The organism is Salinispirillum sp. LH 10-3-1, assembly GCF_030643825.1.
GTDB lineage: Bacteria > Pseudomonadota > Gammaproteobacteria > Pseudomonadales > Natronospirillaceae > Salinispirillum.
This window is the reverse complement of sequence record NZ_CP101717.1, coordinates 1,850,317-1,875,893: the sequence shown is the minus strand read 5'-3', so window position 1 is coordinate 1,875,893 and position 25,577 is coordinate 1,850,317. Positions and strand designations below refer to the sequence as shown.

The following is a 25,577-nucleotide window of genomic DNA, read 5'->3' as shown; positions in this document are numbered from 1 at the left end:
GAAAGGCCTTCGGTACTGACACATATTCTTCATTTAATCATCATGTGAATTTCACAAACGACGCCTAAGGTGAAGCGGTCTTTCACATTACTTGGGTATCTAATGATGCGCTCACTATCTCTTGTACTGGCTTTATCCTTGTCGGCACCGGCCGCTTTGGCTCAATTTACGCTCGATCCTCGCTTCACCGATAACGACGGCGACCTTGTGGCCGATATCCCAACAAACCCAGCGCAGTGGGTTAATCCCAATACACTGGTGTTTGCTTATACACCGGTAGAGGACCCTGCTGTGTATGCCGAAGTTTGGCAGCCGTTCTTGGATCACATGGCTGCCGTTACTGGGAAGCGTGTGCAGTTCTTTCCCGTTAACTCTAACGCCGCGCAAATTGAAGCGATGCGTTCAGGTCGCTTGCACATTGCCGGGTTCAATACGGGCTCAAACCCATTGGCCGTTGCCTGTGCCGGTTTTCGCCCCTTCGCCATGATGGCGGGCGCTGACGGTAGCTTCGGTTATGAAATGGAGTTCATCACGCATCCGACGTCCGGCATTAACCGCATTGAAGACCTGAAAGGCCGCACCTTGGCCTTTACCGCCGAAACCTCAAATTCTGGTTTTAAAGCCCCGCAAGCCTTACTGGAAGCCAACTACAGCTTGGTGGTTGAACGTGACTACAATCCGGCGTTCTCCGGTGCCCACGACAATTCCATTTTAGGTGTCGTGAATCGTGACTACGATGCAGCCGCCATTGCTAACTCGGTAGCGCACCGCATGGTGGCTCGCGGTGTGGTTAAAGAGGGTGACTATAAGGTTATCTATCAGTCGGACAGCTTCCCAACAACCGGCTACGGTACCGTATACAACCTGCACCCTGATCTGCAGGCGAAAATCCAGGAAGCCTTCTTCAGCTTTGATTGGACGGGCACGGCTATGGAAGAAGAATTCTCGCGGTCAGGCGAAGCGCAGTTTATTCCCATTACGTTCCAGCAGCATTGGTCGGTGATTCGTGAAATCGATCAGGCAATGGGTGTGCAGTACACCTGTCGTTAACCCAATGCTTCTCAAGCAAAGCGAACTCCGTTTAGGCGGTGTTCGCTTTGTCGTTAATAACGTGACCGTAATTTGAAGCCGTTTCGAATGGCTCGTGGGAGCACAACATGCTGACTGTTGACGCACTGAATAAAACCTATAAAACCGGCGACAAAGCCTTAACCGACGTATCCTTCACAGTGCCTAAAGGGCAGGTAGTGGGCTTGATTGGGCCATCCGGCGCGGGTAAATCGACACTGATTCGATGCATTAATCGGTTGGTCGAACCGACCGCGGGCAAGATCCTGTTGAACGACTTGGACATAACAGACTTGTCGACTGCCGAACTGCGCCGCGCCCGCCGACGCATCGGTATGATCTTTCAGGAATATGCTCTGGTGGAACGTTTGACGGTGATGGAGAACGTACTTTCGGGACGCCTTGGCTATGTACCATTTTGGCGCAGCTTTACGCGCAAGTTTCCCGGTGCAGACATCGCTAAAGCTTTTCGTTTGCTGGATCGCGTTGGGCTGATCGCGCATGCTTACAAACGCGCTGATGCGCTATCAGGTGGTCAACGGCAGCGCGTGGGCATTGCGCGTGCGTTGGAGCAAGACCCGGAGCTGCTCCTGATTGACGAGCCAACCGCGAGTCTGGACCCGAAAACCAGTCGGCAAATCATGCGTTTGCTGGTGGAAATCTGCAATGAAAGTGGCTTGCCCGCCATCATCAATATTCACGATGTGGTGCTGGCCCAGCAGTTTACCGACCGCATCATTGGTTTGCAGGCGGGCAAGATTGTTTTTGATGGTGCCCCGAGTGAACTGACAGAAAAAGTTCTGACGCAGATTTACGGTGAAGAAGATTGGACCGCCATGCGTAAGGGCGCGACCGAGGACGCGGCGGAAGAGCAAGCCGCTGAGCTTGAAGCCAAACGGCTGGTGGCTGCACTATGAAAGCCACCGTCTATTCAACGCAGTGGCGGCGGCCGCCACAAATCATCAAGGCAACGCATTGGCGTTGGCTGTTTGCTGTCGGCAGTTTGGTTTATTTGTACGTCGCCATTGGCACCGTTGATGTGAACTGGTCGCGCGTTGTAGAAGGGCTGGAACGCGGGCAACGTTTCGTGGCGGGCTTCCTGCAGCCGGACTTCACCACACGCTGGCGTGACATTTCACGTGGCTTGGTCGAAAGTCTGACCATGACTCTAACGTCCACCGTAGTGGGCGTGCTGATTTCTATCCCCATTGGTCTGGGCGCAGCGCGCAATCTTGCTCCTGCGTGGATATATATGATCTGCCGCAGCATCATCGCGGCCAGTCGTGCACTACAAGAAATCGTGGTTGCCATCTTCTTTGTGGCGTTGTTCGGCTTTGGTGCTTTTGCCGGCTTCTTGACCCTGACCTTTGCCACCATTGGGTTCATCGGCAAGCTTTTGGCTGAGGACATTGAAGACATCGACGAAGCGCAGGCCGAGGCCGTTCGTGCGACCGGTGCATCTTGGTATCAATTGATCAACTACGCCGTGCAGCCGCAAGTCATGCCGCGTCTGGTCGGGTTGTCGTTATATCGTCTGGATATTAATTTTCGCGAGAGCGCCGTAATCGGCATTGTGGGTGCCGGTGGCATCGGTGCCACGTTGAATACGTCGTTGTCACGTTATGAATACGACAGCGCGGGCGCTATTTTGCTGATCATCATCGCGATTGTGATGTTGACGGAATACTCCTCTGGACACTTGCGGAAGTTGGTAAAATGACCTTACTGAATGAATCGATGGAATGGCGTCACCGTACGCCAAAAACCCGCTTGTTGCTGTGGGTGTTCTGGATGTGTTTAGTCGCACTCTTTGTGTGGTGCTGGAATGTAATGACGGAAAACACCATGTGGGTGTTCGTCTATGATGCGCCGGCAGCGGCAGCTGACTTGATGGATCGTGCTTTCCCACCGCGCTGGGAATACATGAACCGGTTGTGGAAGCCACTGTGGGACACCATCAACATGGCAACGCTGGGCACTCTGTTGGGCATTGTCATGGCGGTGCCTTTAGCATTCTTTGCGGCGAGCAATACCACGCCGTCACGCTTAATCTTGCGTCCTTTTGCGCTGTTATGCATTGTGGCGTCACGCTCGATCAATTCGTTGATCTGGGCGCTGCTGTTGGTGTCAATTTTAGGGCCTGGCTTGTTGGCGGGGATCTTGGCCATAGCGTTTCGGTCGATTGGTTTTATTGGCAAGCTGCTGTACGAGGCTATTGAAGAGACTGACGTGGCGCAAATTGAAGCCATTACCGCCACCGGTGCGTCGCAAGGTCAGATATTGAACTACGGTATTGTGCCGCAGGTGCTGCCAGCGTTCTATGGCATCAGCGTGTTCCGGTGGGACATCAATATCCGTGAAAGCGCCATTCTTGGGCTGGTCGGCGCAGGTGGTATTGGTGCGCAACTGCAGGCCAGCATGAATGTGTTGGCGTGGCCACAGGTGACTTTAATCATCCTCGTGGTGCTGGCAACGGTGGTGTTCAGTGAGTGGGTGTCGGCCAATGTGCGCAAGGCGGTGATCTAAAAGTACCGCCATTCTCTGACGCGGGTGTACATTTTCCGTTGACGGCTAGGTAGCGCGGATGCTTATTGTAAAATGTACACCCGCCGAGCCCGCTAGTCCTTTAAACTTTCCCAACGAATGCGGCGCTCTAGCGTCCAGTCGGCCAACGGCAGGTCAATGTTAAAGCGGTGCGATAACTCCAACAGGCCGGGAGCGTCCCGGCCAATACTGACATCAATCCCATTGTCCATGCCGTAATCGACGATCTCACGCAACGCCAACAGCGCGCTGTAACGCAGTTGGTGCGCATGATTGACGTCTATTAATAAGTGTTTACAAGTTGGGTGCAGGCCATCGATGACCTGCTCGGGTAAAGATTTTGCGGCGGCAAAATACAGGCTGCCGCTGACTTGTACGTAGACTGTGTCTAAATGATCTGACGATACGTCTGCACTGGGCCACGGCAGCAGTTCGTCATTCATGCAGGCAAACCAACGCAGGTCGGCACGGCTGGTTTGATGCAAGAACAACGCAATGCTGAGCGCCACACCCAACAGAATCGCGTAATGAAAGGGCAGGGCAAGGGTTGCGACCAAGGTAATGACGAACAGTCCGCGTGTCTGGCGATTAGCGCGCCACAACGTGGCAATGCTTGGTTGATCCAGCATAGACCACGCCGTTGCAACCAACAAGCCAGCAATCACGCCTAAAGGAATCTGCTGTACCCAGTGCGCACCAAACAACAAAACAGGCAGTAAGAGCAACGCTGCCAGCATGGGCGCAAGACGCGTCTGGGCATTCCCCAGTTTTAGCAAGGCTGAACGCGTGAGGCTGGCAGACGCTGGAAAGCTGGCGGCGAATGCAGCGGCTAGGTTAGCAAAGCCTTGGGCACGCAACTCGTTGCTTAATAGCGGCATTTCTCGGTTCGCACGCAGGGTTACAATGAGTTCCAGAGAGCCGATCATAGCAATCGCTAAAGCGGGCATCAGTAGCTGCAACCACAAATCCAGGTCGAGGCTGGGCCAAGCGCCTTGTGGCCAACCATCGCTGATGGTGGCGGCGGAGCCGAGAAACACGATGCCTTGTTGCAGAGCCTCGGGCAACAAGGCCGCCGCAGAGGTAGCGGTGACCAATACCAATAACGCAATTGGCCAGCGCGGCAGCCAGCGTTTGCCCAGCATTACGGCGACGAGAGAACAGACTCCTAGGGTCACGCCAATAAGGTCAAGGTGACGCCAGTCCAACAGATACAAAGCGTGTGCCTGTGCTACCGCTGTTCTTACGCCTTGCGCGGGCTGCCCTAACAGATCGTCGACCTGCATCCAGGCAATCAATAAGGCAGCACCGGTAGCGAACCCTAGCATCACTGCTTCGGGTATAAAGTTAAAGATGCGCTCGGCACGCGCCCAGACAATCACCAGCCGCCACGCGCCGGCCAAAATAGTCAGCACGGCCATAGCGGGCAGCAATAGGTCGGGAGAAAGGGCAAAGGGGGCTAACGAAGCTAATACGATCAAGCCTGTGGTATTGGTCGGTCCCACCGTGATGCGATGGCTCTTCCCCAGCAGCGCCGCAAAGGCACCGGCAACAATCGCCGTGCTCAACCCATACATGGGCGGTAGACCCGCCAACATGGCGTACGCTAAGCATTGTGGTAAGCCAACCAAGGCGACCAGCAACCCGGCGCTTACGTCGTGGCTGAGCTGATGAACATTGGCTGAGCTGAATCGTTTCGTCATGGCTGCATTGTAGGGCGATAGCCGTTTTAGCAACAGGGTTAACTCCTCCTAAAGTAGGAGGTTTTCCCACCTAAGGCAGCATGTCATGGGTTGTCTTTCGGTGTTTAGAATGATGGGGCTCAGAAGAGGTTTAGAGACCTTTTTAATAACAACAAGATAAGAGGTACGCATCATGATCTATGTTAATCCTGGTCAACCCGGCTCTACTGTATCCTTGAACGCCCAGTATGAAAACTTCATCGGTGGCGAGTGGGTAAAACCCGTAAATGGTAAGTATTTCGATAACATCTCGCCTGTTACCGGGCGCGAGTTTTGCCGTATACCGCGGTCGACGGCTGAAGACATTGAACTCGCCTTAGACGCCGCGCATGCGGCAAAAGCGGCATGGGGCAAAACATCGGTGACCGAGCGTTCTAACATTCTGCTGAAGATTGCTGATCGTTTGGAGCAGAATCTTGAAATGATGGCCATCGCCGAAACCTGGGACAACGGTAAAGCGGTGCGTGAAACCTTGAATGCCGATATTCCGCTTGCCGTCGATCACTTCCGCTATTTTGCCGGAGTCATCCGAGCGCAAGAAGGTTCCATTGGCGAAATTGACAGCAATACAATTGCCTATCACTTCAATGAACCTTTGGGCGTGGTCGGTCAGATCATTCCGTGGAACTTTCCGTTGTTGATGGCGGCGTGGAAGCTGGCGCCTGCTTTGGCCACCGGTAATTGCATTGTGTTGAAGCCGGCCGAGCAAACGCCGTGGTCAATTCTTAAATTTATGGAGTTGGTGGGTGATTTATTGCCTGCAGGCGTGCTGAATGTGGTGAATGGTTTGGGTGCAGAAGCTGGTCAAGCGTTGGCTACCAGCAAACGCATTGCCAAAATAGCTTTTACAGGCTCTACGCCGGTCGGTGCTCACATCATGAAATGCGCCGCCGAGAACATCATTCCGTCCACGGTTGAGCTGGGCGGAAAATCCCCCAACATCTATTTTAAAGACGTGTTAGACCACGAAGACAGTTACCTCAGCAAGTGTGTAGAAGGTGTGGTGTTGGCGTTTTTCAATCAGGGTGAAGTCTGTACCTGCCCGTCGCGGCTGCTGATTCAAGAAGACATTTATGATCGGTTTATTGCCATGGTGATTGAACGCACCAAGCAGATCAAACGCGGCAACCCTTTGGATTCCGAGGTGATGGTGGGGGCGCAAGCGTCGGCCGAGCAGTACGATAAAATTCTTTCGTATTTCACCATCGCAGCCGAAGAAGGTGCGCAAGTGTTGATGGGTGGCGGCAAGGAGAAGCTGGGTAATGACCTCGATGCAGGCTACTACATTCAGCCCACGCTGCTGAAAGGCCACAACAAGATGCGCGTGTTCCAAGAGGAGATTTTTGGCCCTGTGGTGTCGGTGACCACCTTCAAAACTGAAGAAGAAGCCCTAGCCATTGCCAACGACAGTGAGTTCGGCTTGGGTGCCGGCTTATGGACGCGCGACATGAACCGTGCTTATCGCATGGGGCGAGCGATAGAAGCGGGTCGCGTATGGACCAACTGCTATCATCACTACCCCGCACATGCTGCGTTTGGCGGTTATAAAAAGTCGGGTGTGGGCCGTGAGAATCATAAGATGATGCTCAGCGCCTATCAGAACACCAAGAACATGTTGGTCAGTTACGATGTTAATCCGATGGGCTTTTTCTAAGCTCGCTTGTTGAGGCAGGTGCTCCCTCAGGCTCAGTACTGAGTGTTGGGGGTGCATCTGCAATCCATTTTGTGGCACTCTCAATATATATCAATATTCTCAATGGTTGCTGACGTATCACACCATGTCGAACACATCACTTGCCATCTATCCGGCTTGGTCTGACGCCATAGACCCCATCGAAGTGGCGCAGTCGCTGGCCGATCAATTTGCGGGCAAACCCGTACATACGGTGTTGTTTTTCTGTTCGGCGGAATACGCGTTGGCACCGCTTGCAGATGCGCTCAACAGGTATTTACCCGCAGTACAATTGATTGGTTGTACGACGGCGGGTGAGATCAATGCGCAAGGCTACGCACGTGGTTCGGTGTCCGCTATCGGATTCGATGCCAGCTATTTTACCATCGCCGCGAGCTTGATCGAGCAGTTGCCAGAATTCGGCTTCACGGAAGCGCAGCGCACACTGGACGAACTGTTGGCTAGGATTCATCCCGGCGCGGTGTCAGGGCGTTCCTTTGCGATGACGCTATTGGATGGCCTATCCAGCCAAGAAGAGCGCGTGCTGGGCGCACTTGATGCCGTACTCGGCAGCATTCCCCATTTTGGTGGCTCGGCAGGTGATGATATTCACCTTGCCCGTACGCATGTGTTCATTAATGGCCAATTTCACACTCAAGCGGCGATATTGATCGTTTTTCATACCGATTTACCGTTCGAGGTGTTTACCACACACCACATGAGTCCGCTCGGCGACAAGTTGGTGGTCACCGAATCTGACCCGACCACCCGAACCATCTTTGAACTCAATGCGGAACCGGCAGCACAGGCTTACGCGCACGCCGTTGGTGTCGCCCGCGAGCAGTTAGACCCGACGGTGTTTGCCTTACACCCGCTGGCCGTGCGTACGGGTGACGACTACTACGTGCGCTCTATACAGCGCGTGAATGCTGACGATAGCATCACGTTTTACTGCGCTGTGGGTAATGGCATGGTGCTCACCACCATGGCCCCACAGCCGATATTACCCGATTTAGAGCGCTGTTTTGCTGCCATTGAGGCGCGTATTGGCAAACCGCTGATGACCTTGGGCTGCGACTGCTTTCTACGTCGCACTGAGCTTGAGTATCGCGCTCAAGACGCCGCGGCATCACACTTCCTGCGTCAGCATAGCGTGCTAGGGTTCAATACCTATGGTGAACATTACGACGGTGTGCATATAAACCAGACGTTCACGGGTGTGATGTTGGGGTACCCTGATGACCGATGAACACATGAATGAGTCATCGAAGATTGTTGAGCTGGAGCTCGAAAATCAGCGACTGCGACGTATCAACGCGGCGCTGATTGAGCGTGTTGAAGCGGGCAGTTCGGTGAGCTCTGCACCCTATGCCGCCTTTGAACACGCCACCGCATTGGCTGAACAGGTACGTGAACGCACCGCCGAACTGACAGAACTGGCGCAGCGTTTGCGGGCGGCTAAACAGGAAGCCGAGCAAGCCAATCATTCAAAAACTCGCTTTTTGGCCGCCGTCAGCCACGATGTGCTTCAGCCGCTCAATGCGGCGCGGCTGTTTGTCGGTGCGTTATTGGAGCAACCGGTGAATCTAGAGACCGCTGACTTAATTCAGTCGGTCAGTCACTCGCTGGATAACATTGATCGTTTATTGGGGACCTTGATTGATATCTCCCGTTTGGATGCAGGAGTTATTCAGCCGGACATCTCGGCGTTTTGCTTAGACGATCTGTTGGCTCAATTGGCGGTGGAATATCGGCACATAGCGGGTAGGGAAGGCGTGCTTTTCAGCGCTCACAGCACACGGTTGACTGTGGTCAGTGATGCCACCTTGTTGGGTCGTGTATTGCGCAATTTTCTCAGCAACGCTGTGCGTTACACTCCTAAAGGCGGGCGGGTCGTTTTGGGCTGTCGTGTGCACGTCGACAGCGTCGATATTGAAATTTGGGACTCCGGGCCGGGCATAGCCGAGCACCAATTGTCGAGTATCTTCGTGGAGTTTCAACGTCTGCCGACGCAGTCTGACCGCGTGGACAGAGGGTTGGGGCTTGGCCTGGCAATCGTTGATAAGATAGCTCGATTGCTGAACCATCCTATCAGCGTAAGATCGAACCTTGGTAAAGGCTCTTGTTTCAGAATTCGTCTGCCACGTGGGGCTGGCGAGCGCCCGTGCGGGCCAGTGTCGACATCTTTGGAGGTTGCAGCGCATCCGCTTGAGGGTTCCTGCATTTGGCTGATCGAAAATGATCTCCAGGTTGCGAACGCCATGCGGACGCTATTGGTTGGGTGGGGGTGTCATGTCATCACAGCAGTGGATTTCGCGTCACTGGCCAAACAAGTCGATGTGGGTACGGCTTCGGTCGATGTGTTGCTGTCGGACTATCATCTTGACCAAGAGACATTGGGTGTGGACGTATTGCAGCAGGTACAACAGGTTCGCGTTAAGCCTGTACCGTCGGTGGTGATTACGGCGGATCACAGCGCGGTTTTGAAAACGCAGGTTAAAGAATTCGGCTTCCGTTTGTTGCACAAACCCGTCAAGCCACATCGCTTGCGAGCGCTTTTATCGGCGCTGATCAGTGCCGAAGATACGGCGTGAAATCGAGTTGCTTAGCCGCCAATATGGCCTGCACACGGTTCTGCGCTCCGAGCAGACGCAAAATGGCAGACACATGCGTCTTCACCGTGGTCTCCGCAATGTTCAGGTGATGGGCAATTTGTTTGTTCGATTCTCCCCGCGTCATACGTTCTAAGACCTGCAATTGCTTGCGCGTGAGCGCGTGCAAAGTACTTGGATTGATCTGTGATGTTGCCGCGATAGATCCCGTATTGGCTGCCGCGATTGGAGGAGTGGCCTGACGTAAAATCTCTGCGGGCACGTACACATCACCGGCTAACACCTTTTCTATCGCATCAGCCATTTGCGTGCGCGATGACGACTTGGGAATGTAACCCGCTGCGCCAAAGTTCATTGCTTGGAGAATCGTTTGGCGTTCTACCTCTGCGGAAACCACGATAACCGTCATGTCTGGTAAAGCATTGCGCACCTGAATAAGTCCGTTCAAACCGTCCATGCCAGGCATATTGAGGTCGAGCAATAGGAGATCCCAGCCGTCATTCTCTGCGACTGCAATATTGGTTTCAGCTTCGGTATGCAGTAGAGAGGCTAAGGCAGAAGGCAAATCGTCCGCTTCAGCAATATGCGTTTGGGGAAAACGCTCGCGGATCACACTGATGATGGCATCACGAAACAATGGGTGATCGTCTGCGATGAATATTTTTAGCACGGGCTTGCTCATGGTTGTTTTTATAGATAATTGTTCTGGATAGAGGAGAGCACGCGCAGGAGAGTGGGTCAAGGTTTTAGATGCTCCCAACAGGCCTCTACACCGTAGGGGTTTGTAGTGGTATTGTAGTGGCATAGTGAATTTGGCCACCTAATTAGAGGTGTTATCATGCACCAAGAAGCAATTAGGTGACAGTATGGCAGCAAGACCCAAACGTAATTTTAGTCCCGAATTCCGACTCGAAGCCGCTCAATTGGTTGTCGATCAAAACTACACAGTTCGAGAGGCTGCTGAGGCCATGAGCGTTGGCCATTCGACCATGGATAAATGGGTTCGACAGCTACGCCAAGAACGCGATGGACAGAGCCCTAAAGCAACCCCGATGACGCCTGATCAGCTTAGAATCCGTGAGCTCGAAAAGCGCATTCGGGATATTGAAATGGAAAAAGACATACTAAAAAAGGCTACCGCTCTCTTGATGTCGGACTCCCTGAACACTTCTCGCTGATCGAGAAACTCAAGACGAGCTACCCGGTCAAAAAGCTGTGTGATGTATTCGGCGTACATCGCAGCAGCTTCAGATACTGGCTACAGCGTTCAAAAAGACCGATGTGTATCAGAAAGGCCAAGGAAATTGCGAAGGTTAAAGAGCTATTTCGCGACAGCGAAGGGTCTGCAGGAGCACGCAGCATCGCCGAGATGGCAACAACTCAGGACGTGCCACTTAGCCGCTATCGTGCTGGACGCCTGATGGAGAATCTGGGGCTAATCAGTTGCCAAATACCCGGTCACACATACAAGAAAACAGGTGATGAACATGTTGAAATACCGAACCATCTAGGCCGCCAGTTTAACGTTGAAGCGCCAAACCGCGTTTGGTGTGGCGATGTCACGTACATCTGGACCGGCAACCGCTGGGCTTATCTGGCCGTTGTCATTGATTTATTTGCGCGAAAGCCAGTGGGCTGGGCGATGTCGCTATCGCCGGACAGTGAACTGACCCGTAATGCGCTGAACATGGCCTATGAGAGCCGTGGACGTCCTAAAGGTGTTATGTTCCATAGTGATCAAGGCAGCCATTATACAAGCCGCAGGTTTCGCCAAACGCTGTGGGCATGCCAGATCAAACAAAGTTTAAGCCGACGAGGGAACTGCTGGGACAATGCGCCGATGGAGCGGTTCTTTAGAAGCTTAAAGGTCGAATGGGTGCCTACTTATGGATACCGCTCATTCATGCAAGCAGAGCATCACATCGTGAAATATTTGATTGGATATTACAGTCAACTTCGGCCGCATCAGCACAACAAGGGAATGAGTCCGAATCAGGCTGAGGAAAACTACTGGATTAACTATAAACCGGTGGCCAGTTTTACTTGACCACTACATATAGAATCCCGACGCTTTGATCGGGAGGGTTCTGATACGGCTCTGTGCGGACAAGCCTTTATGGCAGCGTCTGTCTGCGTTGAGCGGGTAATTATTCCTTTTAAAAAGGTTCTCAGGCACACTAAACCTGTTAACTGACCGTCCGAAGAATGATCTCGGACAACCTCTTTCTCAAGGTATGGCTATGATCGTTGAATCTCAGATTGGTAAGCCTGTGCGCGAAGAACGTCGCAAAGGCCCCGACATCATTATTAAAGTGACGAATTTCCTCAGCATTGCGGCGTTAATTCTAATGCTGCCTCCGTTGATTATTATTGAACGGGCTCGTCCTGAGATGGAGTCGTTGTTTGATCGTTGGTTTAGAGTGACGGTACAGGCTGGATGGGATCTGGATGTTCTTCAAGGCGCCGTGCTGTACATTGTCGCGGTGTTTTTTCTGTCTGCTGCCGGGTTGGTACTGAACTTTATGCGCCACAAGCGCAAAGACGACCGTATCCGCTTTACTTTGATGATTCCGTTGGCATTCTCTATCTTCGGCGGGCTCTATGTGCTTCTGCGTTTGATTTAATGCAACGCGCAGAGACGGGCTTTTTGCAAGCCCGTTATGGTTTTCTTATCAAACTATTGCTCAGCGCTTCTGTTGTTCGTTTTTCTCTGCGTTGTTTATTTGCGCAAAAATCGCCTCCGCTTCTTCGGTTAACAGAGAATACTGACGAATATCCCCGCTGCGTTGTGCCTGCATCGCTTCTGATAGCTTTCGCTCATAGGCATTTTGCAATTTTTTTGTCGGATTTTGCTTAAACAGTCCAAACATCGTAGGAACTCAACTGGCTGGCGAATGTATCTTTAATACGCTGCTATGCGCTGACAAGATCAGTCGGTCAACGTTGGCAGTTGTGCTGACCACTCGTTGAGTTCGCCAATATGCTGTGCTACCCAAGCATCATTGTGATAGGTGTCGAAATATCGCTCGCCGGTATCGCATAGCACGGTAACGATAGAGCCTGCTTCATCGCGCTCTGCCATTTCCTTTGCCAATTGCAGGGCACCCCATAGATTGGTGCCGGTTGAACCGCCAGCCTTACGGCCAATTAGCCTTTCCAGCCAGCGTAAGGTAGCCATGGAAGCAGCGTCGGGTACCTTGATCATGCGATCAATCACACTGGCCACAAAGGAGGGTTCAACACGTGGCCGGCCAATGCCTTCGATGCGACTGCTTTGGTTGCCAGTAAGTGAAATGTCGCCGCTTTGATAGCTATCAAAAAACACTGAATGTTCAGGATCGACCACCACCAATTCGGTGGCGTAACGTTGATAGCGTATAAAGCGGCCAAGGGTGGCTGAAGTGCCGCCCGTTCCAGCACTCATCACCACATATCGTGGTACAGGGAACCGTTCCAATGCCATCTGGCTGAACAAGCTGTCGGCGATGTTGTTATTGCCACGCCAGTCGGTGGCGCGCTCGGCGTACGTAAACTGGTCCATAAAGTGACCGTTGGTTTCCTGTGCGAGGCGTTCTGCTTCGGCGTAAATTTGGCTGCCGTCATCAACAAAGTGACAGCGCCCGCCGTAAAACTCCACTTGTTCAATTTTGCGACACGCGGTGCTGGACGGCATAACGGCGATGAAGGGTAATCCCAGTAAGCGCGCAAAATAAGCCTCAGATACCGCAGTAGAGCCGGAGGAGGCTTCAATGATGGTGGTGCCTTTCTTGATGTGGCCATTGCACAGGCCATACAGAAACAACGAGCGGGCAAGGCGGTGCTTTAAGCTGCCCGTGGGATGAGTGCTTTCGTCTTTGAGGTACAGGTCTATCTGCGGAAAACAAGCCAGTGGCAGTTTAATGAGATGTGTGTCAGCCGATCGTTGAAAGTCTGCTTCAATTGCCCTGACGGCGTCGTTAACCCAAGCTCGCATGCGAATGGCACCTAAATAACAGTTATTACCTTATATTATCATGGAATATCAGGGCGCCCCACCATGACGACTTTAGCGGGGATGTCGTGGGTGGAAAAATAGTCTAACCAGCGCTTTTGATTGTCTTGCAGTCGATCGCCTGGCCCTTTGACTTCCAAGAGAACATAGCGGTATTGGCAAGGCCAAAACTGTATAAGGTCGGGCAAGCCACTGCGGTTGGCGGGTATATCGAACAGAATTCGCGTGAACATGGCTTTCAGATGAGTGGCCGGAATGCACCGTAAACTCAATTCCAACAGTTCGTCAGTCAGCAGTTCCCAATAGACGAAAGGCGACTGCATGCCCTGCTTCTCTTGAAAGTGGCTCCGCATAAAGCTCTTGTAAGTGCCATCATCAAGTTTGGCGAGTTGGGCATTAATAAGGTCCTGCCGCCGACGCTGAAAGTCCGGTTGGTTAAGGTCTGCTGGTCCAGCTTGATAAGGGTTGAAAAATGCACCGGGGACATTGGCGAAGACGGCTGGCCAGAGTAGCAAGCCCAGCAGGCTGTTAATCAGGCTGTTTTCAACGAAATAAACGGGGCTTTGATCAGTGTGCAAAGCCTGTACTGCATCCTCTTCCACACACCGGCAAAGTGCAGGAGCCTTGAGCTCAATTATCTCGGTTTCGCCGTTAGGCTGTAAGCTGGGTAACGGCAAGCCTAGTTTGCGGCACAGTCGAGGCAGAATGCGGGCAATACTCTGGCTTTCGGCTTCGTTTTCAGGCCGTTGGTGGGCTTGATTTGTCAGCGTCAGAGCCTCGTTGAAGCGACCTTGGTGTTCTAGGATACGAATTCTTCTCAGTCGAGCACCGGGGTATTGCAGTTCGTTGTACAACGACAGAGCACGTTCAACGTCATGACTTCTTTCCAGTTGGTAAGCTAGGTTGTAGACCAAGCGCTCGCGTCGCGTATTTAACCACGTGTTGCTTGCCGACACCGTTGGTATTTGAGGCAGTAGGATGCTGGCTGGTACCCCAGCATCAAATGCTTCTCGGCAGGCGTGCAAGGCCATATAGGTATCAATTTCCGAACCGTGATTAAACGGTCGAGCCGATCGATCGAAGGGCACTGTTTCGAATCGAAACAACCCAAGTTCCTCGAGAACAAAGGTACTCCATGCCTGATGAAGGTTGCCAAAAAACATCAACCGCAAGCGATCGCAAATGGTCATCACGGTCAGTTCATAGAGCGGATCGCTCTTGTGGTCACTGTGTTGGACTTGGTCTGGCGATAGGTACCATTCGTTCCAGGGGCGAGCTTCTGTGCCGACGCTTTCAAGGTGGCTCAACAATTGTGCTTTGGTGGCTCGACGGGTGTGTCCGAGATGGGTTGCTAGGCGACCGACTTCCCCTGCGGTTAACAGACGACCCGCGTCGGCTAAAGACAAGGTGGGGTTGTCGACAATCATGCCGTGCTGTAGCAGCGGTGCCAGTGCGTCGTCTTGGTCACCAATCTCTGCATAGATGAGTTTGCTATAGCGGAAGTATATCCCCTTCCGCATGACCATACGTACCAGCAAGGCCTGTGCTTGGGTGGGAAGGGCATCGTTAAAGGTTGCGATAAAGGTGCGTTCTTCCGAGGTTAAGATGTCGTTGTAGCGTTCTACCACCCACGCCAATACGCGACGGAAGTTGTTTAAATAGTAGAGTGGATGCGGCTGATTTTTGGCCGCTTCTGCGTGAGTTGTCATGGCTTACCGTCGAGCGATCCAGTATAGGGTGAGGCGTAATCGTCGTATACAAAGAAAAGACTGAACCAGTCCCTACTAAATCGCAAGCACACACGGCATACTTAGCATAACCGGGCTTATTATTCCGGATGAATTTCGTGGACATCAATGGAGATGAAAATAATGACGAAACCTTTTAAACAAAGCCTGATTGCGCTGACGGCCTCTGCTGTATTGATGGCTGGTTGTACAACCATTAACCCTTATACCGGTGAGCGCCAGACCTCCAATGCAGCCAAGGTTGCCGTGGGCGGTGCCATTGTTGGTGGTGTGGTTGGTGCAATGGTCAGCGGCGATAACCGACTGAAAGGGGCCTTGATCGGTGCCGGTATCGGTGGTGTGGCAGGCGGCTCTGTTGGTGTCTATATGGACGTTCAGGAAGCCAAGCTGCGGGAAGAGATGGCGGGTACCGGGGTAACGGTGACTCGTAATGGCGACCAAATCATTTTGAACATGCCGGGCAACATTACCTTTGACGTCAACGAGGCTACGCTGCAAGGCAATTTCCAGAATAATCTGGATGGTGTGGCAGCCATTTTGGTTGAATACCCAGATACTCTTATCGCCATTGCCGGGCATACCGATTCAACCGGTAGCCGGTCATATAATCAGCGCTTGAGTGAGCGTCGTGCACAGTCCGTTGCCGATTATCTGCGCAATAAGGGCGTGCAAAGCGTACGCTTGTTCCCTTATGGTGAAGGCCCTGATAAACCCATTGCTGACAACAACACTGAGCAAGGTCGTGCGGCGAACCGTCGTGTGGAACTGGTGCTTGAACCTGTTGTGAGAGAGGATCTGAGCTAAATCAGTTGATTAGAAAAAAAGCCGATCTGAGATCGGCTTTTTTTACGACCCGTGTTTCAGTACTTTAATGCTCTGAATTAGTTCAGAGCTGCCCTAGTGTTTAACAATCGCGGCAGCGATTCGATGCACCGTGGGGGCACCCAACAGTAATAAAGTAAAGGCGATGGGCCAAGCAAATAAGAAAGCGCGCATCCAACGGAAGACGAATCCATCGGCCAAGCCGGTATTAATAACAGTTACTAGAAAAGTCATGATGGTCGCCATGTAGATCGACATCAAAAAAGGCACAACAAAGCGGGTTAAGCGAGCAGGAATTAGCATAGCAGTGGCCAAGTATATGAGTATCCCCTTAATTTAATGGAAGATGATGAGCTTGTGAAGTCCGCAACCTAGCAAGCTCGATGTCGGCATCTGCTGATTTTATATGGCTCCGCCCGGACTGCGGTGCGCCCACTTAGTCAAGCGGCGTTCCATCAACGCGAACAGTTCGTACATACCCACCCCCATAGCACCAATCACAATCAAACCGGCAAACACCAGTGACATGTCCATGGATGAACTAGCGGCCATCATTAGGTATCCGATCCCCAAGTTCGAAGCAACGGTTTCCGATATGACCGACCCAACAAAAGCCAGGGTGATGGCTACCTTCAGTGACGCAAAGAAATAGGGCAACGAACGCGGTAAGCCGACTTTACGCAAAATGTCTAACTTGGAAGCTCCAAGCGAGCGCAACACGTCCTCCAGTTCTGGTTCTAGGGTTGCCAAGCCGGTTGCAACGTTTACTAAAACAGGAAAGAAAGAAATCAGAAAGGCGGTCAGAATAGCGGGCACGGTACCAATGCCAAACCAAACCACCAGCACGGGCACAAAGGCGACCTTCGGGATGCTGTTGAACCCAATGAGCAGAGGATAGAGCGCCCGGTAAACCGTTGGTGACGTACCGACCGCGATACCCACCAACAAGCCAAAGGCGACGGCAATGGCAAAACCCACCAAGGTGGTAAAGAATGTCTGTCCGGCGTGCAGCATGATGATTTCCCAGCGCGCGACACCGGCTGCCCAGATGCCGGACGGGGCCGGAAACAGATAGTCGGGAATGCTAAAACCGACACAGACCAGTTCCCAAATAGCGACGAGAAACAGCATCAATAGCCAGGAGGCATTACGCACCAAAAACTTCTTGCGGTTAAATTTCATGCAACGACTCCTGCTTTATGAGGTGCGAATTCGGCCAATGTGTTCACGCAGTTCCTGTACGTGAGCGGCGAAACCATCGGTATAGGTGTCTTCTAAGGTGCGTGGACGGGTGATGTCGATGTGTTTGCGAGCCAGCAATTTACCGGGACCCTTGCTCATCACGTAGACCGTATCGGCGAGAAATACGGCTTCGCGCAAGTCGTGAGTCACCAAGATGACGGTAAAGGGTTCTTCCTGCCAAAGATCCTGCAGCATGCACCAGAGCTCTTCTCGGGTGAATGCATCGAGCGCGCCAAAAGGCTCGTCGAGCATCAATAACTGCGGTTTGTGGATCAGCGCGCGACAGATTGAAGCCCGCTGTTGCATACCACCTGACAACTCCCAAGGGAACTTATCTTCGTTGCCAGCCAGCCCAACACGCGCTAACAGTTGCCGGGCTTGCTCCTCAAACTTTGCGCGTTGGCGGCGGAGCTGCGAACGATAAGGCTGCACAATTTCGAGCGGCAGCATGACGTTTTGCAAGGTGGTGCGCCACGGCAGCAGATTTGAAGCTTGGAACGCCATGCCAATACATTTCTGTGGGCCGTGGATTTGTCGGCCTCCTAGATACACATAGCCTTCGGTCGGGTCGCTGAGACCCGATACCAGCTTCATTAAGGTGGACTTGCCGCATCCGGAGGGCCCGACCACCGCAATGAACTCATTTTGTGCCACCGACAGACTGATGCCCTCTATCGCCAGCGGCCCACCTTCATCGTAGGCCAAACTGACATTTTCAAAGGTTACAAATGCCATGCTGTCTGTTTCCTGTTTTAAATTTGCGGGACAGAGCGCTGATCGCGCGCTGGTAGCAATTCAGTGTTAAACAGTTGGCTGGCACTTGGGCGATAGGTTAGGCCAAAGGACTCTACTGCCTCATCAATAGCCTGTTCCATACGTGCCGAGGTGACTGCTCCCAACCCTTCGGCCAGAGTCTCCTCGGTGACCACATGGGCTTCCAGAGCCAGCACCAAACGACGCAGCTCCAAGGGCTCATTGATCAAACCATCACGCTTTTTCACATAGGTCACGGCGGTCGCCGGGTCGGCTATGGTTTCTACCAAAGCACGGTTGAAGGCGCGGTTAAAGGCTGCCACCGCTTCGGGATTTTCCTTCATGATCTTTTCGCCAGCGATGATGGCGTTACCGTAGAGCGCGACATCGAAGTCGGAATAACGCATAACGACGATGTTATCCATAGCAACACCGCGGGCTTCCAAGTTCAGTAAGCCAGTAAAGTAGAACCCGGTAATGCCGTCGACTTGTTTCCTCGCTAACAAGGTTTCGCGAATCGCCGGGTCAACGCTTTGCCATTCCACCGAGTCGACGGCTAAACCGTTGTGTCCAGCGAAGGAAGGCCAGGCTTTGCGACCTCCATCAAATACCGGGGCAGCCAAGGTTTTGCCGACCAAGTCCGCAGGCGTCAGGATGCCGGAGTCTTTTAGGGTAAAAACGGCTGCCGGTGTGTTGTTGTAGACCATGTACACGCCCTGAATGGCGCTACTGGGGTTGGCGGCGGTGTATTCAACAAGAGCATTGAAATCAGCGAAGCCCATGTCATAGGCACCGGTAGCGACCCGCGTGACTGCGCCGGCCGAGCCGCTGCCCGAGTCTATGGTGACATTCAGCCCTTCTTCTTTGAAATAGCCTCTATCGAGCGCCATCAGAAAGGGGGCGGCAGGCCCTTCAAATCGCCAGTCGAGCGTAAAGTTGATGTTGGTATCGGCGTGGGCGTGCAATGCCGTAAACGGCAAGCCGACTGTCATTGCGGCTACCGCTAAGTGTTTTTTGAACCCTTTAAGAGGGCGCATTAATGAGTTGTTTGAAATCACGTTGATGCTCCTATGGACGCGTAGGGTCCGGTGGGGGTGGGCTGAGCTGTGAGTTACAGCGCATGAAAGGGCCAGAGCAATAGCTGTGCCATCAACGTAAAGACAGGAGAAAAAGCTGAACAAGTGGTTAATTTGGTGCAAGTGAGTGTGGTAACAGGTGACGCCGCTCGTGTGAATGCGCCTTGATGTGGTGCGAGAATCACCGAATTGGTGCGTTTTGCGCAACCTTTACAGCGGTAGTGTGAACAGCCATCCAGCCCACAGCAGCGCAGCGACCAAGCTGAACAGCAACCAATAACGATTAATTGCACTGCGTGCCAAATGCTTCGATGCAGCGGGTTTGCGCCCATGGATCATGGCGCCGACCAGAGGCTCCCCTAGACGTAGCGTATGATAGAGCACGGCAAGAATATGCGTCAGCGCGAGTAGAAGTATAAGTGCAGGCAAGCGAGGGTGCAGGGTAGCGGCAAGATGGAGTGCCCAATCCGGTGCGGAAAAGAAAAAGGGGCCGAACCAGAAGACATCGTCGGTGTAAAATAGGCCGCTGGCAATCTGTAGGGCTAGGACGATCACGATCACTATGACCATAAGCGCCCCGGCCGGATTGTGGCCTAGATAGTGCGGCGCATTCCCACGCGCCATCGCCGCTAATTGATGGAGGAAACCGCCTATCGACAAATTGAAACCGCTCAAGCGCGCGTAAGTGGTTCCGACCAGCGCCCAGCAGAGACGAAATACCAACAAGCCAGACAGCGCATACCCCGCAAAGATATGTGCCTGCATCCAGCCTTGGCGTACCGTCACAAACAGCGCGATCAGACAAACAACTAAGGACCAATGAAAAACACGAATGGGCCAGTCCCAGACATCTACGATTGTTTGCTCACCATTAGTCGACATTTCGTGTTGCCCCTTCGATTTGCGCATACCTTAGTTTAGCAGGAGCGCGCTTTGAAGGTGCTATGACCACTGCGTCGAGCCTGACCAATGTTATTGAGTACGGTTGCTGCCATGCGCTGATCGTTGGCAGCCAGGGCTTCGTCCAGCTCATCAAACAGTGTCGCTAAATCATTAATAGCCTGACGATATTGGTTTATACGAGCCTCTGAGCCGTTATCGCGTAACGAAAACGGTGTTTGGCTTTGAGCGTTTGCCACAGCGTCATGCAATTCTGGCATCAGCGCTTGCGCAGCGCTGAAGTCATTGCTACGCACCGAGCGAGACAGTGTTTGCATATTGCTCGACATGGACTCCATGTAGCCATACAACGCTGTCTCCGAGCAGGTATCTGCAACCGCGGCAGTTGAAAGTACAAAACTGGAAAGGGTGATAATCAGGGTTTTTTTCATGGGAAACATAAGCTTCATCTGTGCTCTCCTGTCAGCAAGACGGTTTAATGTATGGGTACTCTGTAGGGTACGTGATAATGCCCGCCTTGGTTTTGCACGAAATGTAAACGTGTTGTTCGGGTGCCTCTTGCGTATAGGCGAGCAAAGGTGACGTTTTTCACTATACTGCATTGATAGGTCCGTATCTTCTAACGATGGAGCAGCGCTTAGATGAACCTGAACAGGACTTCGACAATGTACGCTTTGTGGGTCGTGGGAGCACTCGTGGTGCTCGCGTTGGTCCTTTTCTTTGGCCACGTATCGACCAGCAATGACCAACCTATCCGTGTGGGTGTTTATGAGAACGAACCTAAGATTTTTCTGAACGACCGAGGTAACCCTGACGGCCTATTTATTCAACTGATTGAGGCGATGGCTCAGGCGGAAAAATGGTCTCTTGAATACGTGCCCTGCAATTGGTCTGACTGCCTCCTAATGTTAGAAAATAGCGAATTGGATTTAATGCCTGATGTGGCGTTTTCGACCGATCGAGCGCAGCGGCTCGCCTTCCATCGTCACGCGGTGGTTCAGTCTTGGAGCCAATTGTACGTGCGGCCCACCACCTTGTTGACCGACTTTGAAGAACTACCTAGCCTTCGTTTGGCGGTATTAAGAGACTCTATTCAAGCCTCCTTCCTAAAGGGTTTGGTTCCGCAGCTTGGTGTCAATGGGCAGGTCATTCACATCCGAACCATCGCTGAAGGGTTTGCTTTAGTGCGTGCGGGTGACGCTGATGCGGTGGTCGCGAACAACTTTTTTGGTAATCGCCATCGCGGGGACTACGGATTAATCGGTGCGCCGCTCACGTTCAATCAGGTGGGTCTATACTTTGCGGCACCGCTGTCCGGTGATGAAGCCTTGCTGGAGCGTATCGATCACTACCTAGTGGAATGGCAGGCGGATCCCGGATCGCCGTATTACTCCGCGATTGCGGAAGCCGCGTCACTACCGGTGCTGAGCGTAGTGCCCGGTTGGTTGTCAGGCTTGGTTATTGCGCTGATGGCGCTGATTTTATGGTTTATTGTGCACAGCAAGGCGTTGCGTTGGGCGGTGCAACGCAAGGCGGGTGAGCTGGTTGAAGCGAACGAGCGTTTTACCCACTTATTGGATAGCAGCCCGGTCGTGGTGTACACGTTGAAAGGCCAAAATCTGGCGTTGACGTGGGTCAGTGGGAATGTTGAGCGAATTTTTGGCTTTGAAGTGCAGGATGTTTTATCGCCCGATTGGTGGCCCAAGTATTTGCACCCGGAAGATCGGCCGATTGTGATGGCGCAGCGAGACAGTGTGCTCAGCAAAGGCCGTGTGCAGCGTGAATATCGACTGCTGGATAAAAAAGGCAAAGTGCATCGCATTCGAGATGAACAGCGGTTAACTCAAGATAGGTCCGGGTATGATGAGGTGGTGGGGACTTGGACCGACCTCACGGAACACTTTGAACAGACCGAGCGCTTGAGCTATCTAGCCCATTACGATGCCCTGACCGGATTGCCCAATCGTGCTTTGTTGATGGAACGGATGGCCCATGCGGTGCAAGTGGCTCTATGTCAACCTGGCAGCCTGACGGTCGTCTTTATAGATCTTGATCGCTTTAAGAACATTAACGACACACTGGGTAGTACTCTCGGAGATCAGGTGTTGAAGACCGTTGCCGAACGCCTGCATTTTGCAAATATGCCAGATACCCTGGCACGCATGAGCGCCGATGAGTTTGTCCTGCTGGTAGAGCGCCCCTTGACCGCGGAACAGTCCCAAGGGCTGGTGGATCATATCATTGATCAGCTGCATATGCCGATCGTGCTTAACGGGCAGTCTTTGGTGTTTACGGCCAGTATTGGCACCAGCACCTTCCCTGAAGATGGCGACAGTGCCGAGAAGTTGTTGACGCGGGCCGAGATGGCGATGTTCGAAGCTAAAAAGAGTGGGGGGAATAGCTGGCAGTCATTCGACACACGCCTCAGTGAATCGACAGAACAACGCTTCGTACTGGAGAACGCTTTGCGTTTGGCCGTAGCGAATGGCGAGCTCTTCTTGGAATACCAACCGCAGTTCAATTTGCGTACCGAGAGCATAGTGGGGGTAGAAGCATTGGTGCGCTGGCAGCACCCTGAGCAGGGGGTTATTCCGCCCAGCCTGTTTATCGCGCTGGCCGAAGACATTGGTATGATAGACGAAATTGATGCATGGGTGATGCAAGAAGCTTGTGCTCAGTTGCGCCGCTGGGAAAATGAGGGCTTTATGGTGGATAAGGTCGCCGTCAATATCTCAGCGATTGAACTGGAGCACAAAGAGCTGATCAAGCGCACGTCACATGCGTTGGAGTCCCAAGGTTTGAGCGCTAATCGTTTAGAGTTAGAGCTGACCGAAAGCAAGTTGATGCGTGCACCTGAGCGATCGATTGGCGTTCTGAATATGCTCAAAAGCTACGGTGTGAGCATTGCCATCGATGACTTCGGTACGGGGTATTCCAGTCTGATGTACTTACGCAACTTGCCGCTCGACTACCTTAAAATTGACCAATCCTTTGTGCGTGATATCGGTATTTCGGTATCGAACGACTCCATACTTCGAGCGATCATCGCATTGGCCAAAGCACTGGAGCTGAACGTGTTGGCGGAAGGTATTGAGACGCGCGAGCAGTATAACTTTTTGTGTGCGCTTGGCTGTGAGCAGGGGCAGGGCTATCTATTGGCCCGCCCGATGGCTGCGCAGCAGGTGTTTGATCGCTATGCGCGCTCTGTGCTGGCTTGAGCGGAATACCTTAACGATCGGTCAGCTTAATCTCAATGCGCCGATTGCGTTGCAGAGCTTCAGGGCTGGTCCCTTCATCCAGCGGATGAAACTCACCAAAACCCGCCGCAGCCAAGCGTTCTTCCGGCACACCCTGCGCGGCCAGATAACGCACCACAGACACTGCCCGTGCGGCCGACAGTTCCCAGTTCGACGGGAAGGATGGGCGATTGATAGGGACGCGGTCCGTATGCCCATCCACGCGCATGATCCAGTCCACATCGGCTGGAATGGTGTCCACGAGGTCGAGCAAGAGTACCGCTAATTTATTCAATTCTGCTTGGCCTTCCGGGCCTATGTCCGCCAGCCCTGAAGCAAAGAAGAGTTCGGACGGCAGCAGGAATCGGTCACCAACGATACGAACGTTCTCATTGTCTTCCAAGACATCACGCAGTCGCCGGAAGAAGTCGGATTGGTAGCGCTCCAGTTCATTGACCCGCTCCGCTAACAGAGCGTTCAGCCGGGCGCCCAGCTCGGCCAGTTCAGTATCACGCTCAGCGGTCAGGGATTCTTGCAAACGCAAGGCGGCACTGATTGCACGGAGTTGGTCTTGTAGCGAATCGACTTGTTCGCTTAAACGTTGAATCTGTACCCGTTGGGCTACTGTCAAGGTTTGCTCACTCTCCAGCGCGCTTTCTGCTTGCTGCACAATCAGTACTAAGTCTTGTATACGCAGTTGTTGTGTATCGATTTCCCGTTGCGATAACAGCGTGCGTTCGCGCTCATCAGCCAATTCCGCTTCCAACGCTAGGCTGCGATCGCGCAGGTTGCCGAGCTGCTGCTCCAAGCTCGAAATCTCACCATCGAGCACACCGATACGTGTGTCCCGTGTGGCGACAGCGCTGGCTAAAGTTGCGATTTCTTGTTCAAGCCGGGCGCGCATTTCCCGCAGCGCCACTATGTCTTGTTGCAAAGAGGCTTGTGTGCCCAGCAGCGTCTCAATGGTCTCACGGTCAGCGGAGACCTGCTCGCGTAACGCATCTCGCTCTGCACTGAGTGTTTCAGCGCGGGCGACACTGAGCGCAAATTCGCCGCGCACAGTGGCTAATTCGCTGGTAAGAGCCTGGGCCCGTTCCTCTTCTAAACCCAATAATCGGGTGATTTCATTCAATCGATTGGACAAAGACGCCAGTTCAGCGTCGCGGTCGGACACCGTTTGCGATAAGAACAGCTGGGTGACCAGGTACACCATCAACATAAATATGACCAGCATCAACAAGGCTGATAAAGCATCGACATAGCCGGGCCAGACGTTGATGGGGCTGCGATTGCGGCGCTGCGGATTCATCGTGCTCAGTCCTTGTCCGTCAGCTTATTCCGCAAGCGCTCGTTTTCGAGCCGCAATCGGTCGATCTCTAACGCGGCTTCTAAATCCTTGTCGTGGGGGAAAATCGGCGCCTCCGACCCAGTACGCTGGCCTTTGCGGGCTTCTTCAACCAGCTTGGTTAAGCCAGTTAACCATTCATCCAATCCGTCGTAAAAGCGATTTTGCGCATGGCCTGCCTGAATATCGAGAAAGCCGAGAATCAGTGAGCCACCCAGGCCTAGCAAGGAAGAACTGAAAGCCGTGCCCATGCCTTCCAATGGAGTTAACAAGCCAGACTGCAGGTTGCTGAACACCTCTGCGAAGTCGCCGTCTGTAACATCCAGCCCAGTGATGACTGCGCCGACCGAGCTGATGGTACTCAATAGCCCCCAGAACGTTCCCAGCAAGCCCAAGAACACCAGTAGGCTGATAAAATAGCGGGTGATTTCTCGCTGCTCATCCAAGCGGCTGCGGATGCCGTCTAAAACCGTGCGCAACGAAAAAGCGGTTAGCGTAAAGCCATCGCGCTTGTATTCGTCGCCCAGTTGGCGCGCCAGCGGCTTCAGCAAACGAGGCTCTTTCAGCACGGATAAACCAGCACGGCCGGTGCGAAAGCGCGCAATCCATGCTAATTCGGGGAATAACATAAACACTTGGCGATAGGTAATAAGGATACCGACCAGCAAAGCACCCAGAATGGTGGCGTTGAAAACCCAGTTAGCCATGAATGCGGTTTTGAGTGGGCCGAAAATCAGCACACAGATACCAGCGACGATGAGCAGGAATAAAGTCATCCAGAACAGTGTGTGCTTGGGATTGGTCATACGAACCCTCATGGTGTTTGTCG

24 protein-coding genes are annotated in these 25,577 nt (G+C 52.9%); 11 read left to right on the top strand and 13 right to left on the bottom strand.

From position 1 onward, the window contains the following. The first annotated feature begins 102 nt into the window (after positions 1 to 102). The 4 genes from phnD to phnE (NFC81_RS08320) all read left to right on the top strand — a co-directional run bounded on the left by phnD (position 103) and on the right by phnE (NFC81_RS08320) (position 3,594). Positions 103 to 1,050: a phosphate/phosphite/phosphonate ABC transporter substrate-binding protein gene (gene phnD, locus NFC81_RS08335; protein ID WP_304994025.1), complete on the top strand. Its 948-nt coding sequence runs from the start codon at positions 103 to 105 to the stop codon at positions 1,048 to 1,050. Positions 1,051 to 1,157: 107 nt separating this feature from the next. Further along, entirely contained in the window at positions 1,158 to 1,985 is an 828-nt protein-coding gene (gene phnC, locus NFC81_RS08330; protein WP_304994024.1) for a phosphonate ABC transporter ATP-binding protein, read from the top strand. Further along, entirely contained in the window at positions 1,982 to 2,788 is an 807-nt protein-coding gene (gene phnE / locus NFC81_RS08325; RefSeq protein ID WP_304994023.1) for a phosphonate ABC transporter, permease protein PhnE, read from the top strand. Before phnC ends, phnE (NFC81_RS08325) begins: the two co-directional genes overlap by 4 nt. Then, entirely contained in the window at positions 2,785 to 3,594 is an 810-nt protein-coding gene (gene phnE / locus NFC81_RS08320; RefSeq protein WP_304994022.1) for a phosphonate ABC transporter, permease protein PhnE, read from the top strand. Before phnE (NFC81_RS08325) ends, phnE (NFC81_RS08320) begins: the two co-directional genes overlap by 4 nt. Before the next feature lie 92 nt (positions 3,595 to 3,686). Here phnE (NFC81_RS08320) and NFC81_RS08315 read toward each other — a convergent pair whose 3' ends face one another. Continuing rightward, positions 3,687 to 5,345, bottom strand: a complete 1,659-nt coding sequence (locus tag NFC81_RS08315) for a SulP family inorganic anion transporter (RefSeq protein ID WP_304994021.1) — start codon at positions 5,343 to 5,345, stop codon at positions 3,687 to 3,689. A 139-nt stretch (positions 5,346 to 5,484) separates the two neighbouring features. Between NFC81_RS08315 and NFC81_RS08310 the strand changes: the two genes are divergently transcribed. The 3 genes from NFC81_RS08310 to NFC81_RS08300 all read left to right on the top strand — a co-directional run bounded on the left by NFC81_RS08310 (position 5,485) and on the right by NFC81_RS08300 (position 9,617). Beyond that, a complete protein-coding gene (locus NFC81_RS08310; protein ID WP_304994020.1) occupies positions 5,485 to 7,005 on the top strand; it encodes an aldehyde dehydrogenase family protein in 1,521 nt (506 codons plus the stop codon). A gap of 124 nt (positions 7,006 to 7,129) precedes the next feature. Beyond that, positions 7,130 to 8,272 carry a nitric oxide-sensing protein NosP gene (gene nosP, locus NFC81_RS08305; RefSeq protein WP_304994019.1) on the top strand — a complete coding sequence of 381 codons (1,143 nt, stop codon included), beginning with the start codon at positions 7,130 to 7,132 and terminating at the stop codon, positions 8,270 to 8,272. Further along, positions 8,262 to 9,617 carry a HAMP domain-containing sensor histidine kinase gene (locus NFC81_RS08300; protein WP_304994018.1) on the top strand — a complete coding sequence of 452 codons (1,356 nt, stop codon included), beginning with the start codon at positions 8,262 to 8,264 and terminating at the stop codon, positions 9,615 to 9,617. The genes nosP and NFC81_RS08300 overlap by 11 nt, the downstream gene beginning before the upstream one ends. On the opposite strand, the gene NFC81_RS08295 is transcribed toward NFC81_RS08300, so the two are convergent. Next, positions 9,595 to 10,305 (bottom strand): response regulator transcription factor, encoded by a 711-nt coding sequence (locus tag NFC81_RS08295; RefSeq protein ID WP_304996960.1) that lies wholly within the window; start codon positions 10,303 to 10,305, stop codon positions 9,595 to 9,597. The genes NFC81_RS08300 and NFC81_RS08295 overlap by 23 nt on opposite strands. Before the next feature lie 196 nt (positions 10,306 to 10,501). Here NFC81_RS08295 and NFC81_RS08290 point away from each other — a divergent pair. Then, positions 10,502 to 11,682 (top strand): IS3 family transposase gene (locus NFC81_RS08290; protein WP_304994017.1). Its coding sequence is split into 2 segments (ribosomal slippage): positions 10,502 to 10,769 and positions 10,769 to 11,682, totalling 1,182 coding nucleotides; the frame shifts between segments, so codons are not numbered across the junction. A 193-nt stretch (positions 11,683 to 11,875) separates the two neighbouring features. Continuing rightward, positions 11,876 to 12,259 (top strand): hypothetical protein, encoded by a 384-nt coding sequence (locus tag NFC81_RS08285; RefSeq protein ID WP_304994016.1) that lies wholly within the window; start codon positions 11,876 to 11,878, stop codon positions 12,257 to 12,259. Positions 12,260 to 12,319: 60 nt separating this feature from the next. Here the strand turns inward: NFC81_RS08285 and NFC81_RS08280 are convergent, their stop codons facing one another. From NFC81_RS08280 to NFC81_RS08270, 3 genes are read right to left on the bottom strand one after another with little or no spacing between them, the layout of a single operon-like run. Continuing rightward, a complete protein-coding gene (locus NFC81_RS08280; RefSeq protein ID WP_304994015.1) occupies positions 12,320 to 12,505 on the bottom strand; it encodes a DUF6435 family protein in 186 nt (61 codons plus the stop codon). A 59-nt stretch (positions 12,506 to 12,564) separates the two neighbouring features. Then, complete coding sequence (locus tag NFC81_RS08275; RefSeq protein WP_304994014.1) at positions 12,565 to 13,608, bottom strand: PLP-dependent cysteine synthase family protein; 1,044 nt, start codon at positions 13,606 to 13,608, stop codon at positions 12,565 to 12,567. Positions 13,609 to 13,646: 38 nt separating this feature from the next. Continuing rightward, positions 13,647 to 15,335, bottom strand: a complete 1,689-nt coding sequence (locus NFC81_RS08270) for a VRR-NUC domain-containing protein (protein WP_304994013.1) — start codon at positions 15,333 to 15,335, stop codon at positions 13,647 to 13,649. A 162-nt stretch (positions 15,336 to 15,497) separates the two neighbouring features. On the opposite strand from NFC81_RS08270, the gene NFC81_RS08265 reads away from it, so the two are divergent. Continuing rightward, positions 15,498 to 16,178: an OmpA family protein gene (locus NFC81_RS08265; RefSeq protein WP_304994012.1), complete on the top strand. Its 681-nt coding sequence runs from the start codon at positions 15,498 to 15,500 to the stop codon at positions 16,176 to 16,178. Positions 16,179 to 16,271: 93 nt separating this feature from the next. Here NFC81_RS08265 and NFC81_RS08260 read toward each other — a convergent pair whose 3' ends face one another. From NFC81_RS08260 to NFC81_RS08235, 6 genes are all read right to left on the bottom strand, one after another. Further along, positions 16,272 to 16,499 carry a DUF2798 domain-containing protein gene (locus NFC81_RS08260; RefSeq protein WP_304994011.1) on the bottom strand — a complete coding sequence of 76 codons (228 nt, stop codon included), beginning with the start codon at positions 16,497 to 16,499 and terminating at the stop codon, positions 16,272 to 16,274. A gap of 99 nt (positions 16,500 to 16,598) precedes the next feature. Then, positions 16,599 to 17,378, bottom strand: a complete 780-nt coding sequence (locus NFC81_RS08255) for an ABC transporter permease (RefSeq protein ID WP_304994010.1) — start codon at positions 17,376 to 17,378, stop codon at positions 16,599 to 16,601. Positions 17,379 to 17,393: 15 nt separating this feature from the next. Beyond that, positions 17,394 to 18,173, bottom strand: coding sequence for an ABC transporter ATP-binding protein (locus NFC81_RS08250; RefSeq protein WP_304994009.1), 780 nt, complete (start codon positions 18,171 to 18,173; stop codon positions 17,394 to 17,396). A 17-nt stretch (positions 18,174 to 18,190) separates the two neighbouring features. After that, positions 18,191 to 19,183: an ABC transporter substrate-binding protein gene (locus tag NFC81_RS08245; RefSeq protein ID WP_304994008.1), complete on the bottom strand. Its 993-nt coding sequence runs from the start codon at positions 19,181 to 19,183 to the stop codon at positions 18,191 to 18,193. Between the two features lie 294 nt (positions 19,184 to 19,477). Then, positions 19,478 to 20,149: a cytochrome b/b6 domain-containing protein gene (locus NFC81_RS08240; RefSeq protein WP_304994007.1), complete on the bottom strand. Its 672-nt coding sequence runs from the start codon at positions 20,147 to 20,149 to the stop codon at positions 19,478 to 19,480. Between the two features lie 35 nt (positions 20,150 to 20,184). Then, complete coding sequence (locus NFC81_RS08235) at positions 20,185 to 20,616, bottom strand: cytochrome b562 (protein WP_304994006.1); 432 nt, start codon at positions 20,614 to 20,616, stop codon at positions 20,185 to 20,187. A 216-nt stretch (positions 20,617 to 20,832) separates the two neighbouring features. On the opposite strand from NFC81_RS08235, the gene NFC81_RS08230 reads away from it, so the two are divergent. Continuing rightward, complete coding sequence (locus NFC81_RS08230; protein ID WP_304994005.1) at positions 20,833 to 23,385, top strand: EAL domain-containing protein; 2,553 nt, start codon at positions 20,833 to 20,835, stop codon at positions 23,383 to 23,385. Positions 23,386 to 23,395: 10 nt separating this feature from the next. On the opposite strand, the gene NFC81_RS08225 is transcribed toward NFC81_RS08230, so the two are convergent. Further along, on the bottom strand, positions 23,396 to 24,712 hold the full coding sequence (locus NFC81_RS08225) for an OmpA family protein (RefSeq protein ID WP_304994004.1): 1,317 nt from the start codon (positions 24,710 to 24,712) through the stop codon (positions 23,396 to 23,398). Positions 24,713 to 24,717: 5 nt separating this feature from the next. Then, on the bottom strand, positions 24,718 to 25,554 hold the full coding sequence (locus NFC81_RS08220) for a hypothetical protein (RefSeq protein ID WP_304994003.1): 837 nt from the start codon (positions 25,552 to 25,554) through the stop codon (positions 24,718 to 24,720). Between the last annotated feature and the right edge of the window lie 23 nt (positions 25,555 to 25,577).

What these genes read in the sequence shown, in the direction of transcription:
- NFC81_RS08245 (WP_304994008.1), bottom strand. Translation starts at nt 19,183, where the DNA reads ATGACAGTCGGCTTGCCGTTTACGGCATTGCACGCCCACGCCGATACC.
- NFC81_RS08220 (WP_304994003.1), bottom strand. Translation starts at nt 25,554, where the DNA reads ATGACCAATCCCAAGCACACACTGTTCTGGATGACTTTATTCCTGCTC.
- NFC81_RS08250 (WP_304994009.1), bottom strand. Translation starts at nt 18,173, where the DNA reads ATGGCATTTGTAACCTTTGAAAATGTCAGTTTGGCCTACGATGAAGGT.
- phnE (WP_304994023.1), top strand. Translation starts at nt 1,982, where the DNA reads ATGAAAGCCACCGTCTATTCAACGCAGTGGCGGCGGCCGCCACAAATC.
- NFC81_RS08275 (WP_304994014.1), bottom strand. Translation starts at nt 13,608, where the DNA reads ATGCGAGCTTGGGTTAACGACGCCGTCAGGGCAATTGAAGCAGACTTT.
- NFC81_RS08285 (WP_304994016.1), top strand. Translation starts at nt 11,876, where the DNA reads ATGATCGTTGAATCTCAGATTGGTAAGCCTGTGCGCGAAGAACGTCGC.
- NFC81_RS08260 (WP_304994011.1), bottom strand. Translation starts at nt 16,499, where the DNA reads ATGCTAATTCCTGCTCGCTTAACCCGCTTTGTTGTGCCTTTTTTGATG.
- NFC81_RS08280 (WP_304994015.1), bottom strand. Translation starts at nt 12,505, where the DNA reads ATGTTTGGACTGTTTAAGCAAAATCCGACAAAAAAATTGCAAAATGCC.
- phnD (WP_304994025.1), top strand. Translation starts at nt 103, where the DNA reads ATGATGCGCTCACTATCTCTTGTACTGGCTTTATCCTTGTCGGCACCG.
- NFC81_RS08310 (WP_304994020.1), top strand. Translation starts at nt 5,485, where the DNA reads ATGATCTATGTTAATCCTGGTCAACCCGGCTCTACTGTATCCTTGAAC.
- NFC81_RS08235 (WP_304994006.1), bottom strand. Translation starts at nt 20,616, where the DNA reads ATGAAGCTTATGTTTCCCATGAAAAAAACCCTGATTATCACCCTTTCC.
- NFC81_RS08230 (WP_304994005.1), top strand. Translation starts at nt 20,833, where the DNA reads ATGTACGCTTTGTGGGTCGTGGGAGCACTCGTGGTGCTCGCGTTGGTC.
- NFC81_RS08225 (WP_304994004.1), bottom strand. Translation starts at nt 24,712, where the DNA reads ATGAATCCGCAGCGCCGCAATCGCAGCCCCATCAACGTCTGGCCCGGC.
- phnE (WP_304994022.1), top strand. Translation starts at nt 2,785, where the DNA reads ATGACCTTACTGAATGAATCGATGGAATGGCGTCACCGTACGCCAAAA.
- NFC81_RS08240 (WP_304994007.1), bottom strand. Translation starts at nt 20,149, where the DNA reads ATGTCGACTAATGGTGAGCAAACAATCGTAGATGTCTGGGACTGGCCC.
- NFC81_RS08265 (WP_304994012.1), top strand. Translation starts at nt 15,498, where the DNA reads ATGACGAAACCTTTTAAACAAAGCCTGATTGCGCTGACGGCCTCTGCT.
- NFC81_RS08255 (WP_304994010.1), bottom strand. Translation starts at nt 17,378, where the DNA reads ATGAAATTTAACCGCAAGAAGTTTTTGGTGCGTAATGCCTCCTGGCTA.
- NFC81_RS08300 (WP_304994018.1), top strand. Translation starts at nt 8,262, where the DNA reads ATGACCGATGAACACATGAATGAGTCATCGAAGATTGTTGAGCTGGAG.
- NFC81_RS08270 (WP_304994013.1), bottom strand. Translation starts at nt 15,335, where the DNA reads ATGACAACTCACGCAGAAGCGGCCAAAAATCAGCCGCATCCACTCTAC.
- phnC (WP_304994024.1), top strand. Translation starts at nt 1,158, where the DNA reads ATGCTGACTGTTGACGCACTGAATAAAACCTATAAAACCGGCGACAAA.
- nosP (WP_304994019.1), top strand. Translation starts at nt 7,130, where the DNA reads ATGTCGAACACATCACTTGCCATCTATCCGGCTTGGTCTGACGCCATA.